This window comes from Amycolatopsis sp. NPDC102522 (assembly GCF_055584485.1).
The window spans coordinates 947,488-964,838 of the sequence record NZ_JBVJLY010000001.1 but is presented as its reverse complement, the minus strand read 5'-3'; the positions used below and the strand labels follow the sequence as shown (position 1 = coordinate 964,838).

Below are 17,351 nucleotides of genomic sequence, written 5' to 3'. Positions count from 1 at the left end.
CTGACCAGTAAACCAGACGAGACGGCAGGGTCAAGATGGAATTCGAGCCGGTCGCCCCTGTCCGCGCGTACCAGCGCGTCGTCGAACAGATCGAGGAAGCCGTGTTCAGCGGCCGGATCAAACCCGGCGACCGGCTGCCGAGCGAACGTGAGCTGATGGTCCAGTTCGACGTCGGCCGCTCGACGGTGCGGGAGGCGCTGCGGGTGCTGCAGGCAGCGGAAATGATCCGCTCGCGCCCCGGCGATCCGCGCGGCCCGGAGGTCCTGGCCGCCTCGCCCGCCGCGCTGCACCGGTCCATGCACAGGCTGGCGCGGGCCGAGAACCTCGGCCTGCCCGAACTCTTGCAGTTCCGCATGGTCCTCGACGGTTCCGCACATCTGCTCGCCGCGCGGCTCAGGACCGAAGACCATCTCGCCGAACTGGACAAGGCGCTTGCCGCGATGCGCGCGGGCGTCGCGAAGGGATTCGCGGAGTTCTCCCACGCGGACGTCGCGTTCCACGAGGCCATCGCCCGCGCGACGGGGAATCCGCTGCTGGTGATCAGCGGCGAGGTCGTGCGCGGTGTCGTGCTGGAGCTCATCGAGGACAAACTGGAGCACGCCGACGACCGGACGGCCTTGATGCGCAACTGGCTCACGCATCATGAAGAAGTGCTGGGAGCGATCCGGGATTCCGACGGCGAACGCGCGTCACGGCTGGCGAAACGGGCGCTTTACGACAACTACGCCGAATACGTGCCGGAAGAACAACGCCGCCTCTTGGTCCCTCTCTTGTCGTAACGGTTCGCGGCGTTCGGCCGACTCACCCCTACACTCGCTCAGATGGGGGATGAGATGGAGCCTTCGAACGCCCGCCAAGGCGTCGGGCTGGCGCTGTCCGGCGGTGGTTATCGCGCGATGCTGTTCCACACCGGGGCCCTGTGGCGGCTCAACGAAATCGGCTGGCTGTCGAAGATCTCGACGTTTTCCAGCGTCTCGGGCGGCTCGATCGCCGCGGGCGCGCTGGCGCACGCTTGGTCGGATCTGAAGTTCGAAAACGGTATCGCGAACAACTTCCACGACGAGGTCGTCGCGCCGGTCCGGAACCTGGCGCGCACGCGGCTCGACATCCCGGTCACCTTGCGCGCCATGGCGATTCCGTGGCGGAGCGCCGGTGAGGAACTCGCGCGGGTGTACGCGAAACACCTGTTCGGCGACTGCTGCCTCAAGGATCTGGACCCCGAGGGCCCGCAGTTCGTCTTCACCGCGACGAACCTCCAGGACGGCGCCCTGTGGTGGTTCTTCCGGCAGAACGGGCCGCACGGGACCATCCCCCTCGCCACCGCGGTGGCCGCGTCTTCGGCGTTCCCGCCGATGCTGTCGCCGGTGGTGCTCCGCGATCCGCTGTCCGACGAGGTGGGCCGCAAGATCGTGCTGAGCGACGCCGGCGTCTACGACAACCTCGGCCTGGATCCGGTCGAAGGGCACGCGACGGTGCTGGTCAGCGACGCGGGCAAGCGGATGAAGGTCACGCCGAAGGTCAAACGCGACTGGGGACGGCAGCTGCTGCGCGTCCTCGACGTGATCGACAACCAGGTCCGCGAGCTGCGGCGGGGCGCGCTGCTGAAGTCGTACGTGGAGAAGGATTTCGCGGGCGCCTACTGGGGGTCCTACGTCGATCTGGACAACTTCGAGCTGGACAACTCGCTGAAGGCGCCTGTCGAGCTCACGCACGGGCTGGCGGAAACCCCGACTCGGCTGACGAAGGTGCCGGAAGTGCTGCAGGAGCGGTTGATCAACTGGGGTTACGCGGCCTGCGACGCGGGGATGCGGAAGTGGGTCGATCCCGAAGCCGCGGCTCCGGACGGGTTCCCGTTCCCTGCCGCCGGCGTGGGCTGAGCCGCCGGTCCCCAAACGCCATGAAAGGTCCTTTCCTTGCCAAATTTGGCAAGGAAAGGACCTTTCATAGCGCGCTCTGGTCGTCAGGCGACCAGGTTCGCGTACACGATGATGTTGTCCTTGTAGCTGTGCTCTTCCTTGTCGAAGACACCGCCACAGGTGATCAGCCGCAGCTGCGGCTTGTCCGTGTTGCCGTAGACCGCTTCCTCGGGGAACTGGTCCTTGGGAACCTGGTCCTTCTTCTCGACCACGAACTTCAGGCTCTTGCCGTCGCTGCGTTCGACGAGCACCTCGTCGCCCGGGTTGACGTCCTTGAGCTTGTAGAAGACGCCCGGCTGCTTGTTGCCGTCGACGTGGCCGAGCAGGATCGACGGGCCGACGTCGCCGGGCACCGGCGAAAGCCGGTACCAGGCGGCCTGCATCGGGTTCTTCGCCGACGGGACGGACATCTTGCCGTCCTTGCCGACCGCGACCGTCACCAGATTCGATTCCGCGCCGATCTTGGGGATCTTCACGTTCGTCGGGCGAACCCCGTTGAACGGCTTGACGACCGGCGGAGCCGATTCCGACGGAGCCGCCTGCGCGGCGGGCGGGGCGGGTTCGTCGGTGCCGCATCCCGTCAGCGCGAGGGAAAGGACAAGGGCGGCCGCGACCAGGCGGCCGCCCTGCGTCAGGAGTTTCATCGGATATCAGGCCGCGGTGGCGCCGAAACCGGTCTCGATGCCGCCCTTGGGCTTCAGCTTGACCTGCTTCGCCGGCTTGGTGCCCGGCGCGGTCGCGCCGCCGCCGACAGTGCCCTCGATCTCGATGTCACCCTTGCCCGGCTTGCCGTCGCAGGTCCAGGTGAAGGTGCTCGAGGTGCCCTTGAAGCCGGGCTTCGCCTCGATGATGTAGATCCACAGGTAGGCGTCGCCACCGTCCTGGAACGAGTCGACGACGGTGAAGTCCGGCGCGGTGACGCCGGTGGGCTCCGAACCGCAGAGGATCGCCAGCGCACCCTCGTTGCCCTCGACGTAACCGGCGCCGACGTTCAGCACCGGCTTCGGCGGGGTGGTGGTGGTCGGCTTCTCCGAGGTGGAGGTCGGCGACGGCTTGCCGGAAGTCGGCTTGCCGCTGGTCGACGTCGGCTGCGACGACGACGCCGGAGCGCTCGAATCGGTGGTCGGGGCCGTGGTCACGGGACCACCCGAGTAGGACGGCCCCGGCGGAGCGGAAGGCGAGGACTCGGTCGGCGCCGCGGGGGGCGTCGACGTTGTCACATCGTCCTGTGCCATCGCGGCAGGCGTCACGGCCAGCGAGATGACGGCGCCGGTCAGCACCGCGCCCGCGAGGCGACCCAACGTCTTCTTCAAAATGATCTCCCAGTGAAAAGCATCGCAACACACGGTGACCCCCACCATGCGACCACCCGGGGGAAAATCCCACGTTCGGGTGACAGCGCGATCTTGCCCGAAAAGCACCGGTCTTCAGTAGCGAGCAGACGGTGACAAAAACCACTGGGAAAACCGGTAACACCGGAGTGATCCGACCCGATACAAGGGCCTGAAAGTCGCTCAACAGAGGGAAAATCTCCGGACGACAACGCAATGTTAGCACCCGAACGGCCGGAACGGTCGTGCTGCGAAAGCCTTTTTCCGACGGCCTCCGAACACCGCGAAAACGTCGCTTTTCCGGCCCGAAGCTGCGACTTTCCGCAGTTACTCAGACCTTTGTTACCGACTGGTTCACACGTTCGGAGTACCCATCGGTGAAATACTGACCATTCGAGCCCGGAAGCCGGTGCCCGGCAACCTGAAGGTCACGATCAGAGCACCGGGAGCAGAGCTACGGCGCTAGCCGAGCGCGGAAGCCAGGTCCGTCCAGAGATCTTCCGGGTCTTCGAGCCCGACGCTGAACCGGACGAGCCCGGCGGGCACGTGGGCGTCGCCCGCCAGCCAGGCCCGCCGCTCTACCAGGCTCTCCACCCCGCCGAGACTGGTGGCGGCACGGATCAGCCGCAGCGACCCGATGACCTTGTCCGCGGTCTGGGCGTCCGGGAGTTCGAACGCGATCATCGTGCCGGAGCCGGGATACCGCACCCGGGTGATCGCGGGGTGGTCGACCAGCCGCGCCGCCAGCAGCGCGGCCGTGCGGGTCTGCTCGGCCAGGCGGACAGGCAGCGTCCGCAGCCCGCGCAGGGCCAGCCACGCTTCGAGCGCTCCCGGCGTCGCCCCCATCCTGGTGCGCGCGTCGCGCAGATCCTTCGCGACGGCTTCGTCGGCCGCGATCGTCAGGCCGAGCAGCAGATCGCTGTGGCCGCCGATGAGTTTCGTCGCGCTGTGCACGACGATGTCCGCGCCGAGCTCCAGCGGCCGCTGCCCGAGCGGGGTGGCGAACGTGTTGTCGACGGCGACCAGGCCGTTCGCGGCGGCGGCGATCGTCTCGATGTCGATGACGTCGAGCGTCGGGTTGGTCGGCGATTCGAGCCAGAGCAGGTCGGCGTCCGCGGCGGCGACCCAGGCGGCCGTGTCGTCCGGCGCGATCTCGGTCACCACCAGGCGGCCGGTGCGCTGCGCGTGCGCGAGCAGGCCGCGGGACCCGGCGTAGGAGAACGTCGGGACGCAGACCTTCGCGCCGACCGGCAGCGTGTCGACGACGGCGCTGAGCGTCGCGATCCCCGAGGCGAACGCGGTGGCGTGCCCGCCTTCGAGCGCACCGATCGCGGTTTCGAGGGCCTCCCAGGTCGGGGTGCCGTTCTCCCGCGAATACGCGCGGTCGGCGCCGGCGTCGAACGTGCTCGCCGCGACGATCGGCACGTTCAGCGGTTCGCCGGGGCCCTCCGGGCGTCCGGCGGCGACGGCGAGGGTGCGGGGCGACCAGTCGTTCGTGTCCACCCCGCCACCGTAAAGGTCGCGGATGATCACGGAAACCGGCATCTTCGCGATCATGACGTGGCAGGCTTTCGACCATGACTTCCGGAACGATCGACGCGGGGACCTGGACACTCGGCGATTTGAAGGTGAACCGGGTCGGCTTCGGCGCCATGCGGCTGCCCCAGCGCGGCCAGGCGTTCGCACCCGACGCCACCCCGGGCGACCGCGATCAGGCGATCAAGGTGCTGCGCCGCGCTGTCGAGCTGGGCGTCAACCACGTCGACACCGCCGCGTTCTACTTCTCGTCGCTGCGGTCGGCCAACGAGCTGATCAACTCCGCGTTGTCGCCGTACGCGGACGATCTGGTGATCGCGACCAAGGTCGGGCCGCGCCGGGATCCGTCCGGCGGGTGGCTGCCCGATGCCACTCCCGAGCAGCTGCGCGGCGAGGTGGAGGAGAACCTGCGGCAACTCGGCCGCGATCACCTCGACCTGGTGAACCTGCGTCTGCCAGGAGACAGCTCGATCGCCGACCACTTCGGCGCGCTGGCCGAGCTGCGCGAAGCCGGTCTGATCCGGCACCTCGGCGTGTCCAACGTCCGCCCGGAGCAGCTGGCCCAGGCCAAGGCGATCGCGCCGGTCGTGTGTGTGCAGAACGCCTACGGCCTCGGCCACCGGCCCGAGCAGGACGAACTGCTGCGCTCGTGTGGCGAGCAGGGAGTGGCGTTCGTGCCGTTCTTCGCCATCGCCGGAGCCGGACGCGAGGCAGGTGCCAGCGGCGCCGAGCAGGAAGAGGTGCTCGAGATCGCCCGCGCGCACCAGGCCACGCCCACGCAGATCCGCCTGGCATGGACTCTGGCGCGCGGGCCGCACGTGCTGGTCATCCCGGGTACCGGCGACCTCGGCCACCTCGCCGACAACGTCGCCGCCGGAACGCTGCGGCTCACGTCCGAAGACCTGGCCCGCCTCGACGCACTGCATCAAGACGGGCCGTCGGCCAAGGCCTAGTCGTCAAGCGGGCTAGTGGGCGTACACCTCGAACTCGTAGAGGGAGTAGCCGTACTTCGTCCCGCGCTGGACACCGGCCATCCGGACATAGCGGCCGTCGGTCGCGTCGAAGGCGACGTTGTCCTGCCCGCCGTCTCCGTCCGCTATGGACGCCACGTCACGCCAGTTCGTCTCGTCGGACGAGACCTGCACCTTGTAGGCCTTGCCGTACGCGGATTCCCAGTGCAGGACGACCCGCGAGACGGACTGCACCGAACCGAGGTCGACGGTGATCGACTGGTTGTCGCTCCAGTCGCTCGCCCAGCGCGTCGACAGGTTGACGTCGATCGCGTTGGACGGCGGCGAGTCGTACCAGCCGGTCTCGTGGCTGCTCGCGCTCACCGACCGGCCGGTGGCGAGGTTGGCGATGTTGTCGCCGCGCTTCGCCGGGAACTCCACGACCTGCTGGAAGGTCGGCCGGTTCTGGGTGCTCATCTTGTCCTGCGTGATGCCGCCGAGCGCGCGGTGGATGATCGTGTCGGCGCACCACTGGTCGCCCGCGCCGCAGTCGCCGTCACCGGGGTACACGGTGTTGGCGGGCTGCGCGGCCGCCTGCGTCAGCGAGTCGAGCAGCACCTGACGGCAGGCGTTGACGTCGCCGCCACCGCAGTACTTCACGGGCAGCGGACCCGCGACGTTCTGCCCGAGGACCGAGCGAATGTCCTTGTGCACGTAGCCCCACCAGCCCGCCTGGTACGACGAACCCGCGTGCGACTGGCCGACGTGCTTGCCGGGAACCTCGTTCTGCCAGCCGGAAGGCGACTCGTTGATCTTCAGCACACCCACCATGGCGGCGTAGGCGGCGTCACCCATGCCGGGTTTGAACTGGGCGTTGACCAGCAGCGGCCACCAGGCGTCCATGATCCGGATCGCGTCGGCGTTGGTGTAGGCCTTGCTGCCCGGTGAGGTCTCCGAGCGCAGGGCGCCCGCGGCGAGCCAGGTCTTCAGCTTCGCCACCGCGTCGGCGGCCGGGCCGGTCAGCGGTGCCTTGTCGAGCACCTTGAGCAGTTCCGGCAGCACCTTCTCCGCGCGGAGGTCGGCCAGCGCCGCTTCCTCCATGGCCTGGGTGAGGTTCACCCGAGTCACCCTGGTGCCGCTGGAGACCATCTTCTTGACCCGCGCGTCGATCAGATCGGCGCGGTGCACGGAACTCTTGTCCGCGCCGCCGGCCGCGTAACCGTTGGTCTGCGCGTTGTTCCAGCTGATGTAGTAGTCCTGGTTGATCGACTGCGGATGCTGCGACGACGGCGTGTAGTTCGCGAGGTTGCCGTCGGGGTTCCAGCCCTGCCAGTCGAAGCCGGCGTCGGCCTTCACCGGCATCGCCGGGTCGACGTTCGGATTGCGGACCGGGTTCGAGCCGGAGTTGAAGTACGCGATGTCACGGGAGTCGGCGTAGAACCAGTTGTAGGTCTGGTTGACGTCGGCCGCCGCGATCTGGAAGTCCTGCGCGGACTTGATCGCGTCCGGGTCGTTGAACTTCTGGAAGCCGATGATCGTGTCGATCTCGTGCTGGAAGGTCGACCGCAGCGACGCGTACGCGACCGGCTTGCCACCGACCAGCGCCCGGCTCGTCACCGGCCCGTACTTGGTGCGGAAGCTTCGCAGCGTGTACGAACCTTCGGCCGTCCCGTCGGCGATGGTCGGCTTCCAGGCGTTCTTGCGCTCGACGATCTCGAACGGCAGGCACTGGCCGCGGAAGCGGTAGAAGTCGGAGTTCTTCGTCGGCGCGGAACCGTTCTGTTCGCACAGTTCGACGGCGTAGGTGTCGGTGATGTCCTGCGACGCCGAAGTCGCGCTCCACGAGTAGTCCTTGCCGCGGCCGAGCAGCACGTACATGCTGATCCCCGCGAACGAGGCGCCGCGGGCGCTGATGCCCGGGCCCTGGAGTTCCTGCAGCATCAGCAGTTGCGGCGCGAAGTAGCCGGCCTGCGGGCCGAAGACGGCGACGGGGTGACCGCTCGCGGTCTTGGCGCCGGAGACGACCAGCGCGTTGGACATGCCGTGTTTCTCCGACAGCAGGTTTCCGGGCAGGACACCGTTGTCGAAGATGCCGCGGGCGGCCTTCTGATCGTCGGGCGCGGGAACGTCCACCTTGGCGGGCGTCGCCGTGCCGGCGGACCCTGTCGGGTCGAAGACCAGCTGCTGCCCGGAGACCGAACCCTTGTCCGGGATCGCGGCGCCCTGCGGATTCGCGGGTGCCTTGCCGTAGTCGAAGTTCTGTCCATTGTGGAGGGTCTTGACGGTCTCGGGGTCGTCCTCGGACCGGAGGCTCTTCCAGACCTTGTCGCCCTGTTCGAGTCCGTACTTCTCCTGCATCGCCATCTTCGCGATGGCGTTCTGCACCTCACCGCCGCCACCGGCGCCGAACTGGGCTCCGACGACGGCCGCGAGGACGACGAGGTCGGTCAGCTTGAACGGCTCGATGGTCCCGGCGTTCGTGATCGCGTCGACGTGCCCGGTGAGGACGTACTCGCCGGGGAAGTAGCGGCCGCTGTGCGAGTCGGAGATGTACTTGTTGACACCCTGGACGTAGGCCTCGGCGTCGGCCTTGCCCTGGGCGCCGCGCGGGCCGCTGGCCGCGGCGTTGTCGATCTGCTTCTGCAGTTCCTGCTCGGTGTAGGGCGCCGAGGCGAAGAAGCTCTGCTCGAGTTCGCGGTTGCCCTGCGCGCCCCCGGCGTACGAGGTGAGCTGGCCGCGGCCGACGCGGCGCATGATGTCCATCAGCCACAGGCGGTCCTGCCCGGCTGCGTATCCGGCGCCGTACATCGTGCCCGGCCGCGTCGTACCGACGATCCGGGGCACGCCGGTCGCCTTGTCACGGGTGATCGTCACGTCCGAGCGCGGTTTGATCGTGCTCTCGACCTGCCCGGACGCGACCCCGAACGAGGCGTCGTTGAAGAACTGGTTGATCTTGTCCGTGGTCAGCGTCTTGTAGCCGTCGGCGAGCGAGGCGTACTTGCCGAGCTGGTCGGCGGAATGCGCGGGCCGGGTGCCGAGCGCCTTGTGCGCCAGGATCTCGGCGAGGGTGGCGTTCCCCTTGGTCCCGGGCGGCAGGATGTCGCCGCACTGGCCGCCGCAGTAGTCGTCGAGCGCGGACGCCACCACGGAGTTCTGTGGGGCTTCCGCCGCGTTCGCCTGAAGTGCCGGAACGGTCCCCGCCACCAGCGTCAACCCCGCCAGCGTCGTCAAGACCCGTATGCCTCGTCGCATGAAAGACCTCCGTCGTCGGAGAGTGACGAGGCGCACACTACCCACGGGTATCCAAATTTGTGAAGACTATTCGCGTTCTTGCCACCGTTCGGCCGAACACTCGTCCTGCGAACCCGGGACCAGCGGATGTAGCTTGTGACCATGTCTTTGGAGAAGCCCCAGATCGACCGCCCGGAGGGCGCAGCGCCCGCCGACCTGGTGAAGACCGACATCTCCGTCGGCGACGGCCAGGAAGCGAAGGCCGGCGACACCGTCTCGGTGCACTACGTCGGTGTCTCGCACTCGACCGGCGACCAGTTCGACGCGTCATGGGACCGCGGCGAGCCGCTTCGCTTCGGCCTCGGCGCCGGCCAGGTCATCCCCGGCTGGGACCAGGGCGTCGCCGGGATGAAGGTCGGCGGCCGCCGTCAGCTGGTCATCCCGCCGCACCTCGCTTACGGCGAACGCGGCGCCGGCGGCGTCATCAAGCCGAACGAGACCCTGATCTTCGTGGTCGACCTGATCGGCGTGAACTGACCCACTTCGTCCGGCATGGGCCCCGGTCCCCGGGGCCCATGTCACGCGAGGGAATCCACACGGCTTGCAGCCCGGCTTGATCACATGCTCCGGCATCAAGAACTCAGCCGCGAACTCGTTGGCTTCCCGTTCCGGATCCTCGGTCGCGATCCCGTTGTGGAGCACGAGGTGACCGAGTTCGTGAGCCAAGGTCAACCGTTTGCGATCGATCGGGGGCACCCGCGTTGATCAGGAGAACGGGGTGATCGCCGATCCACTGGGAAAGTCCGTCGATACGTGAGGTGCCGAAGTCTTCTTCCAGGATCACGCAGCCGGCAGCCTCCAGCCACCTGGTCAGATTCCGTACCTGCCCGACCGGCAGCCTCCATTGGGCGCGCACCATCAGAGCCGCCTGCGCCGGAGTCGTGTCGATGGGATCGAAAGTGGGGACCGCCTGCTCCGCCCGCATCGATACGTCCTCGAACAACACGGAGACATGCAACCGGTGGGCGTTCAGCCGGGCTTCGAGCTTTCGCCAAGCGGACGCCTTCGTCGTTCGCTGACGCCTCATGTGCGCGTCCACCGCGAGCGCGCCCCGAACAGCGTGATCCCGAGTCAGAAAGCGCGTCGATACACCCAATGACTCCGCGAGCCGGTTCACCACGTCGCCGTCAGGCATGCGTTGATCGTTCTCGTAGCGGGACAACGCGGCCTGAGTGATCTCAGCCTTGGCGCACAGGTCGATCTGGGGCAGCGACGGATCGACAGGAGTCCAGGTGATTCCCGTACCCATGCCACCGGGCGCCTCAGCATCTACCTCCACAGCCCAGATCGCGCATCTTTGTCCAAACCGTCGCGCAGGGAGACGATGGTGCTGCCGATCACTCGCTCTTCGGGGTCCCAGCGGTAACCGAAGCCCAGGCGAACCGATGCGATCTCGGACCGTGTGCCTCTTCACACGAGCGCGGTACCGGATACCCACGGTGACTTCGCGAGTAACGCCCTGGTCCACCAGCTCGACGGAGTCGATGTCGGTGAGTCCGCGACGCAAGTGCGCCCAAAGACGGTCGTGGATCCAGTTCGAAAGCCCACGGTCACTGCTGTCCGCGACCCAGCCGGGAAAGAAGTCGCGATATTCGGCCAGGTCCGCCCTGGCCGCGCTTGTGGCGTCGACGAGAGCGTTGACGACCTTGTCTCCGAGGTCGTGCAGCACGTCCTCGGCCATGGGGCATGAAAATATACCGGCTGCGCACCCGCAACTACCAGCACAAACGTGTACTGGAGCTGCTCTGGAGGCACCAAAGACCAACCGCCGCCCTCACGCACCGTGGGGGTCCGGGGGGCTCGGCCCCCCGGGAGCTGACGAGCGACGACCCACACGAAAGAGGCCCCCGTCGCGGAGCAAAGGGGGCCTCGAACAAGAGTGGGCGAGGAGGGAGTTGAACCCTCACGTCCTTTCGGACACACGGACCTGAACCGTGCGCGTCTGCCATTCCGCCACTCGCCCGAGTGCTTCATTCTCTGACAGCTCGCAAAGCGTAGCAGGCGGTTTTGACGGGTTTCACCGGGGGCCGTGTCCGACTGGCCGTACCCGGATAGGATCGACGGGGAAGCACACGTGTGAGGAGGTTGCCCGGTGGGCCGCGTCGAACGGTTTGACAGACGGCTCGAGAACCTCGTGGGCAATACCTTCGCGCGCATGTTCGGTGGCAACGTCGTCACGCAGGAAGTGGCGGTGGCGCTTGAGCGCGAGAGCGAGGAGAACGTTCGTGAGCTGGCCGGTGGTCGACAGCTCGCCCCCAATCACTACATCGTGTCGTTGGGGCAGGCTGATCACGAGCGCATGGCCGGAGACGAGCGTCGGGTCACGTCGGTGTTGGCGGAGGCGGTCAAGGAACACCTCGCCGAGCACGGTTGGGACACCTATGGTGACGTCGTAGTTTCGCTCGAGCGCAACGAGGCGCTGCATACTGGACAGTTCAAGACCCGTTCGTCCGTCGATCCCGACGTCAAGCCCCACGGCGTCGAAGGTTCGTCACGGTCGGCACGACCCAGCAACGCAGGAGACCCAGCAATGAGCCAGCCCCCCGGCTACGGCCAATACGACCAGGGTGACCCGTACGGCCAGCAGCAGGGCCAGTACGGCTACGGACAGCAGGCTGGCCAGCAGCAGCCCGGGTACGACCAGGGTTACGGCGGTCAGCAGCAGGGCGGCTACGACCAGGGCTACGGCGGCGCTCAGCAGCCCGGTTACGACCAGTACGGCCAGCAGCAGCAACAAGGCGGCTACGACCAGGGTTACGGCGGAGCCGCACAGCAGCCCGGCTACGACCAGTACGGCGGCCAGCAGCAACAGCCCGGCTACGACCAGGGCTATGGCGGCGGAGCCGCACAGCAGCCCGGCTACGACCAGTACGGCGGCCAGCAGCAGCAAGGCGGCTACGACCAGGGTTACGGCGGAGCCGCACAGCAGCCCGGTTACGACCAGTACGGCCAGCAGCAGCAGCCCGGCTACGACCAGTACGGCGGCGCGGCACAGCAGCAGCAGTACGGCCAGCCCGCCGCGGACCCGTACGCGCAGGGTGGCGGCTACGGCGGCCAGCCCGCGGCCGGCCGTCAGCTCGCCGCGAGCCTCCAGCTGGACGACGGTTCGAACCGCTCGTACTCGCTGAAGCAGGGCGGGAACGTCGTGGGCCGCGGCCAGGACGCCGACTTCCGGCTCCCGGACACCGGCGTCTCGCGTCGTCATCTGGAGATCACCTGGGACGGCCAGAGCGCGACGCTCGCGGACATCGGTTCGACGAACGGCACCACCGTGAACGGCACCCCGGTGCAGACCTGGCAGCTGGCCGACGGCGACGTGATCCGCGTGGGCCACTCGTCTCTCGTGTTCCGTACACAGGGCTGACGGGCGGCGTCCGGAGGGGGTACCGCAGAATTGCGGTGCGGGACCTGTGGTGGATCGGCACTTCAGGTCGCATGCGGAGAGCAAGGCTGTTCGGAGCCGACCATCCCGGACGGCACGGGCTCTCCGCGGCGCACAGGAGATACGGGAGCGGACACAACAAGTGCCAGAGCTGGTCGTTCAACTCACCAGGGTGGGCTTTCTCGTGCTGCTCTGGCTCTTCGTGTTCGCCGCGTTGCGTGTCGTCCGTTCGGATCTGTACGCGGCCTCCGGGCTGCGCGTCGCCGTCCCGACGTTCGGCCGCAAGAAGAAGGAAAGCACCAAAAAGCCGCGTGGCGGGAAGTCGCCTCAGCAGCTGCTCGTGACCCATGGTGCGCTGGCAGGCACCAGGATCGCCTTGGACGGCAGGCCGATCCTGATCGGCCGTGCCGACGACTCGACTCTGGTGCTGGACGACGACTACGCGTCGACCCGGCACGCCCGGATCGCCCTGCGCGGGGAGGATTGGTACGTGGAAGATCTGGGCTCGACGAACGGGACGTACCTCGACCGGGCTAAGGTCACGGCACCCCTCCGGGTCCCGCTCGGAGTCCCCATCCGGATCGGCAAAACGGTGATCGAGCTTCGCCCATGACTCTCGTCCTCCGCTACGCGGCTCGCAGCGACCGGGGCCTGGTGCGTTCCAGCAACCAGGACTCCGTGTACGCCGGTCCCCGCCTGCTCGCCCTCGCCGACGGCATGGGCGGTCACGCCGCAGGTGAGGTGGCCAGCAAGGTCGTCATCGCCTCTCTCGCCCCGCTCGACGACGACGACCCCAGCGACGATCTCCTCGCTCAGCTGCGTGAGGCCGTGCAGAACGGCAACGCGGCCATCGCCGAGCTCGTCCAGCAGGACCCGGACCTCGACGGGATGGGCACGACCCTGACCGCCGTGCTGTTCGCCGGTTCGCGGATGGGTGTCGTGCACGTCGGCGACTCGCGCGCGTACTTGATGCGCGGCGGGCAGTTCTCGCAGATCACGCGGGACGACAGCTTCGTCAACGAACTTCTCGAACAGGGCCGGATCACGCCGGAAGAGGCCGCGGTGCACCCGCAGCGGTCGCTGCTGCTGAAGGCCCTCACCGGGCACGAGGTCGAGCCGAGCCTGACCGTGCGCGAGGCCCGCGCCCACGACCGCTACCTGATCTGCTCGGACGGCCTGTCCGGCATGGTCAGCGACGAGACGCTCGCCGAGGCGATCCAGATCCCGGATCCGCAGGCCTGCGCGGACCGCATGATCGAGCTGGCGCTCAAGGGCGGCGGCACGGACAACGTCACGGTGATCATCGCCGACGTCGTCGACGTCGACTTCGGTGAGGACGCGCCCATCGTGGGCGGCGCCGCCGGTGACGGCAGTGACGAATTCCATCAGGGCGACTCCCCCGCCGCCCGTGCCCGCGCGCTGACCCAGCCCGCGCCGCAGCCGCGGCCCGAGGTCCAGCCCCAACAGGAGGACCCCAAGGTCAAGCGCCGGAGGCGATTTCGCTGGCTGGCGGGAGCGGTGGTCGTCCTGATCGTGCTGGCCGCGGCGGCGATCGCCACGCGGTACTTCGTGCTGAGCCAGTACTACGTCGGCGAGGGGCCCGGCGAGGAGGTCGTGGTCTTCCGCGGCGTCCCGGGCAGCATCCTCGGCATCGACCTGCACGCCTACGAGCAGGGCTCGTGCCCGCCGGGCGGGCTGTGCACCGACAAGCTGCTGGTGCCCGCCCTGCAGGAGGACGCGCGTATCGCGGTGAAGAACGGCGTCAAGAAGGACAACCTCGACGACGCCCGCAAGTACATCGACGATTTCCTGCGGCCGCACAAGCAGCTGGCCGACTGCAAGCCCGCCACCGGCTCGACTTCCATTCCGCCTTCCTCGCCGGCGCCCCCGGCGTCGTCTTCGGCGGCTCCCCCTTCGACCCCCGCCTCGCCGAGTTCGGCGAACCAGCCAGCGGGGAGGGACTGCTCGACGCCGGAACCGGCAGCACCGGGAGGCGGTAACTGATGAGCACGCCGCCCGCCGATCCGGCCTCGGCCCAGTTCGCCACGAACCCTCCGCGCGAGCTGCCCAAGCGGCGCGGGACCGAACTCGTCCTCCTGGCGTTCGCGACGTTCATCGTCACCATCGCGCTCGTGCTGGTGGAGGCGAACCAGGAGCAGGAACTCACCAGCTCGATCATCTGGCTTGGCTTGTCCTACCTCGGGGTGCTGACGGCGGCGCATCTGGCGGTCCGCCGCTGGGCGCCGTACGCGGACCCGGTGATCCTGCCGTGTGTCGCGCTGCTGAACGGGCTCGGCCTGGTGATGATCCACCGGATCGACCTGGCGCTCGCCGAAAGGGCGGTCCAGCAGGGCAAGGAGTACACGCCGGACGTCACCAAGCAGGTGCTGTTCACGGCGATCTCGCTCGTGCTGTTCGTGGTGGTGCTGGTCGTGATCAGCGACCACCGCACGCTGACCCGCTACGGCTACATCTGTGGCCTTGTCGGCATCGTGGCGCTCGCGCTGCCCGCGGTGCTGCCGTCGAGCCTTTCCGAGGTCAACGGCGCGAAGGTCTGGATCAAGCTGCCGTTCTTCTCGATCCAGCCGGGTGAGTTCGCGAAGATCCTGCTGATGATCTTCTTCGCCTCGTTCCTGGTGACGAAACGGGACCTGTTCATGGTCGCGGGCAAGAAGATCGCCGGCGTCGAGCTGCCGCGTGGCCGTGACCTCGGCCCGATCCTGATCGCGGCGGCCGCCTGCCTCGGCGTGCTGGTGTTCGAGAAGGACCTGGGGACGTCGCTGCTGTTCTTCGGCGTCACGCTGGTGATGTTGTACGTCGCCACCGAACGGGTCATCTGGGTGGTGCTGGGCATCGGCTTCTTCGCCGCGGGCGCCGTCATCGCCTACAACCTGTTCACGCACGTCCAGCAGCGTGTCCGGAACTGGATCGACCCGCTCGCCACCTACGACGACGCGGGCGGCGGCTACCAGGTCGCGCAGGGCCTGTTCGGGCTCGGCACCGGCGGGGTCGGCGGCACCGGCCTCGGCGCCGGACGGCCGGACATGGTCCCCGAGGCCAAGACGGACTTCATCACCACCGCGATCGGCGAGGAACTCGGCCTGATCGGCCTCACCGCGATGCTGATGCTGTACCTGATCCTGGCGATGCGCGGGATGCGCAGCGCCCTCGCGGTCCGCGACACCTTCGGCAAACTCCTGGGTGGCGGCCTGTCGTTCGCCCTGGTCATGCAGATCTTCGTCGTCGTCGGCGGCGTCACGAACCTGATCCCGAACACCGGGATCACCGCCCCGTTCCTCTCCCGCGGCGGTTCTTCACTGCTCGCGAACTACATCCTGGTGGCCCTTCTGCTCCGAATCTCCGACGCCGCCCGCAAACCCGCGGTGCGGCCGAAGCCGCAGCAGCCCCAGGCACCGCTCGCCGAAGCGCACACGGTGATGGTCCAGCGGCCGTCCGCGAACGGTGAGGTGAGCGCGTCGTGAACACCCCGCTCCGCAAGGTCGGCGTCGCCATGCTCGTCATGGTGGTGCTCCTGATGGCCAACGCCACCTACATCCAGGTGGTCAAGGCCGACGACTACCGCACGGACTCGCGCAACGTGCGCGTGCTGTACGACGAGTACTCCCGCCAGCGAGGTCTGATCGTGACGCCCGACGGCGCCGCGCTCGCGAAGGTCGAGCCGTCGAACGACAAGTACAAGTTCATCCGGACCTACGCCGACGGGCCGATGTACGCGCCGGTCACCGGCTACTACTCGATCAACTACGGCTCGGGTGGCCTGGAGCGGTCCGAGGACGACGTCCTCAACGGGTCCGACCCGCGGCTGTTCGTGCGGCGCCTTTCGGACATGGTCACCGGCCGTGACCCGCGGGGCGGGAACGTGCGGCTGACGATCAACCCCGCCGTCCAGAAGGCCGCGTACGACCTGATGACGCAGAAGGGCTACACCGGTTCGGTGGTCGCGATCGAGCCGAAGACCGGGCGCATCCTCGCCATGGTGTCGACGCCGTCATACGACCCGAACAAGCTCGCCGCGCACAGCACCAAGGAGCAGGTCGCGGCGTGGGGCCAGTGGCGCGACGATCCGAAGAAGCCGATGCTGAACCGCGCGATCTCGGAGAGCTACCCGCCGGGTTCGACGGCCAAGCTGCTGGTGACCGCGTCCGCGCTCGAGAACGGCAAGACAGCGGACATGCCGGTCAACACCGCGCCCAACGTCAAACTGCCCGGCACCCAGACGACGCTGGAGAACTACGGCGGCGCGGCCTGCAAGGGCAGCACGCTGAAGGAAGCGCTGCGGTACTCCTGCAACGTGCCGTTCGCCGAACTCGCGGGTGAGCTCGGCAAGGACAAGCTGAACGCGACGGCGAAGAACTTCGGTGTCGGCGAGGACCTGGCCGTGCCGATGCGGGTCGCCGCGTCGACCCTCGGCCCGCTCGACTCGAAGCCGGCCCTGTTCCAGAGCGCCATCGGGCAGCGCGACGTGCGCCTGACCCCGATCCAGGACGCCCTGCTTTCGGCGACCATCGCGAACAACGGGATGGCGATGAAACCGCAGCTCGTGCAGTCGCTGCTGGCGCCGAACCTGTCGACGATCGAGGACTACACCCCGACCGAGCTGACCGGCGACGCCGCGCTGTCCAGTGCGAACGCCGCGATCCTGCGCGACATGATGCTCGCGTCGGAGGAGAACACGAAGGGCGCCGGCAAGCGCGGCGACATCCAGATCGCCTCCAAGACCGGCACCGCCGAGCACGGCAACGACCCGAAGAACACCCCGCCGCACGCCTGGTACACCGGGTTCGCGCCGGCGATGGACCCGAAGATCGCCGTCGCGGTGGTCGTCGAGTCCGGTGGCAACCGCGGGCTCGAAGCGACCGGTGGCACCGTGGCCGCGGAGATCGGCCGCGCCGCCGTCAACGCGATGCTCGGGGGTGGATAGCGG

The 17,351-nt window shown here is 68.1% G+C and carries 13 protein-coding genes, 1 tRNA gene and 1 pseudogene; 9 read left to right on the top strand and 6 right to left on the bottom strand.

All coding sequences use genetic code 11. The features are described from left to right. The first annotated feature begins 35 nt into the window (after positions 1 to 35). Positions 36 to 779, top strand: a complete 744-nt coding sequence (locus ACZ6YV_RS04350; protein ID WP_465508249.1) for a FadR/GntR family transcriptional regulator — start codon at positions 36 to 38, stop codon at positions 777 to 779. Positions 780 to 833: 54 nt separating this feature from the next. Then, positions 834 to 1,877: a patatin-like phospholipase family protein gene (locus ACZ6YV_RS04345; RefSeq protein ID WP_465508538.1), complete on the top strand. Its 1,044-nt coding sequence runs from the start codon at positions 834 to 836 to the stop codon at positions 1,875 to 1,877. 83 nt (positions 1,878 to 1,960) lie between these two features. On the opposite strand, the gene ACZ6YV_RS04340 is transcribed toward ACZ6YV_RS04345, so the two are convergent. From ACZ6YV_RS04340 to ACZ6YV_RS04330, 3 genes are all read right to left on the bottom strand, one after another. Continuing rightward, complete coding sequence (locus tag ACZ6YV_RS04340; RefSeq protein WP_465508248.1) at positions 1,961 to 2,560, bottom strand: class F sortase; 600 nt, start codon at positions 2,558 to 2,560, stop codon at positions 1,961 to 1,963. Between the two features lie 6 nt (positions 2,561 to 2,566). Next, positions 2,567 to 3,229 (bottom strand): hypothetical protein, encoded by a 663-nt coding sequence (locus ACZ6YV_RS04335; RefSeq protein WP_465508247.1) that lies wholly within the window; start codon positions 3,227 to 3,229, stop codon positions 2,567 to 2,569. 480 nt (positions 3,230 to 3,709) lie between these two features. Continuing rightward, positions 3,710 to 4,750, bottom strand: a complete 1,041-nt coding sequence (locus ACZ6YV_RS04330) for a trans-sulfuration enzyme family protein (RefSeq protein ID WP_465508537.1) — start codon at positions 4,748 to 4,750, stop codon at positions 3,710 to 3,712. A gap of 74 nt (positions 4,751 to 4,824) precedes the next feature. On the opposite strand from ACZ6YV_RS04330, the gene ACZ6YV_RS04325 reads away from it, so the two are divergent. Then, positions 4,825 to 5,736, top strand: a complete 912-nt coding sequence (locus ACZ6YV_RS04325) for an oxidoreductase (protein ID WP_465508246.1) — start codon at positions 4,825 to 4,827, stop codon at positions 5,734 to 5,736. A gap of 12 nt (positions 5,737 to 5,748) precedes the next feature. Here ACZ6YV_RS04325 and ACZ6YV_RS04320 read toward each other — a convergent pair whose 3' ends face one another. After that, positions 5,749 to 8,985 (bottom strand): penicillin acylase family protein, encoded by a 3,237-nt coding sequence (locus ACZ6YV_RS04320; RefSeq protein ID WP_465508245.1) that lies wholly within the window; start codon positions 8,983 to 8,985, stop codon positions 5,749 to 5,751. Positions 8,986 to 9,126: 141 nt separating this feature from the next. On the opposite strand from ACZ6YV_RS04320, the gene ACZ6YV_RS04315 reads away from it, so the two are divergent. Beyond that, positions 9,127 to 9,501, top strand: a complete 375-nt coding sequence (locus ACZ6YV_RS04315; RefSeq protein WP_378377118.1) for an FKBP-type peptidyl-prolyl cis-trans isomerase — start codon at positions 9,127 to 9,129, stop codon at positions 9,499 to 9,501. A 655-nt stretch (positions 9,502 to 10,156) separates the two neighbouring features. Here ACZ6YV_RS04315 and ACZ6YV_RS04310 read toward each other — a convergent pair. Both ACZ6YV_RS04310 and ACZ6YV_RS04305 read right to left on the bottom strand, forming a co-directional pair. Beyond that, a pseudogene (locus ACZ6YV_RS04310) lies at positions 10,157 to 10,273 on the bottom strand (hypothetical protein); the annotation flags it as partial. Between the two features lie 631 nt (positions 10,274 to 10,904). Further along, positions 10,905 to 10,987 (bottom strand) — tRNA-Leu (locus tag ACZ6YV_RS04305). A gap of 129 nt (positions 10,988 to 11,116) precedes the next feature. Here ACZ6YV_RS04305 and ACZ6YV_RS04300 point away from each other — a divergent pair. From ACZ6YV_RS04300 to ACZ6YV_RS04280, 5 genes are all read left to right on the top strand, one after another. Then, positions 11,117 to 12,388 (top strand): DUF3662 and FHA domain-containing protein, encoded by a 1,272-nt coding sequence (locus tag ACZ6YV_RS04300; RefSeq protein ID WP_465508244.1) that lies wholly within the window; start codon positions 11,117 to 11,119, stop codon positions 12,386 to 12,388. A gap of 160 nt (positions 12,389 to 12,548) precedes the next feature. Beyond that, positions 12,549 to 13,019: an FHA domain-containing protein FhaB/FipA gene (locus ACZ6YV_RS04295; protein WP_378239112.1), complete on the top strand. Its 471-nt coding sequence runs from the start codon at positions 12,549 to 12,551 to the stop codon at positions 13,017 to 13,019. Continuing rightward, positions 13,016 to 14,410, top strand: coding sequence for a PP2C family protein-serine/threonine phosphatase (locus ACZ6YV_RS04290; protein ID WP_465508243.1), 1,395 nt, complete (start codon positions 13,016 to 13,018; stop codon positions 14,408 to 14,410). Before ACZ6YV_RS04295 ends, ACZ6YV_RS04290 begins: the two co-directional genes overlap by 4 nt. After that, on the top strand, positions 14,410 to 15,888 hold the full coding sequence (locus ACZ6YV_RS04285) for an FtsW/RodA/SpoVE family cell cycle protein (protein WP_465508242.1): 1,479 nt from the start codon (positions 14,410 to 14,412) through the stop codon (positions 15,886 to 15,888). The genes ACZ6YV_RS04290 and ACZ6YV_RS04285 overlap by 1 nt, the downstream gene beginning before the upstream one ends. Beyond that, on the top strand, positions 15,885 to 17,348 hold the full coding sequence (locus ACZ6YV_RS04280; RefSeq protein WP_465508241.1) for a peptidoglycan D,D-transpeptidase FtsI family protein: 1,464 nt from the start codon (positions 15,885 to 15,887) through the stop codon (positions 17,346 to 17,348). Before ACZ6YV_RS04285 ends, ACZ6YV_RS04280 begins: the two co-directional genes overlap by 4 nt. Positions 17,349 to 17,351: the final 3 nt, after the last annotated feature.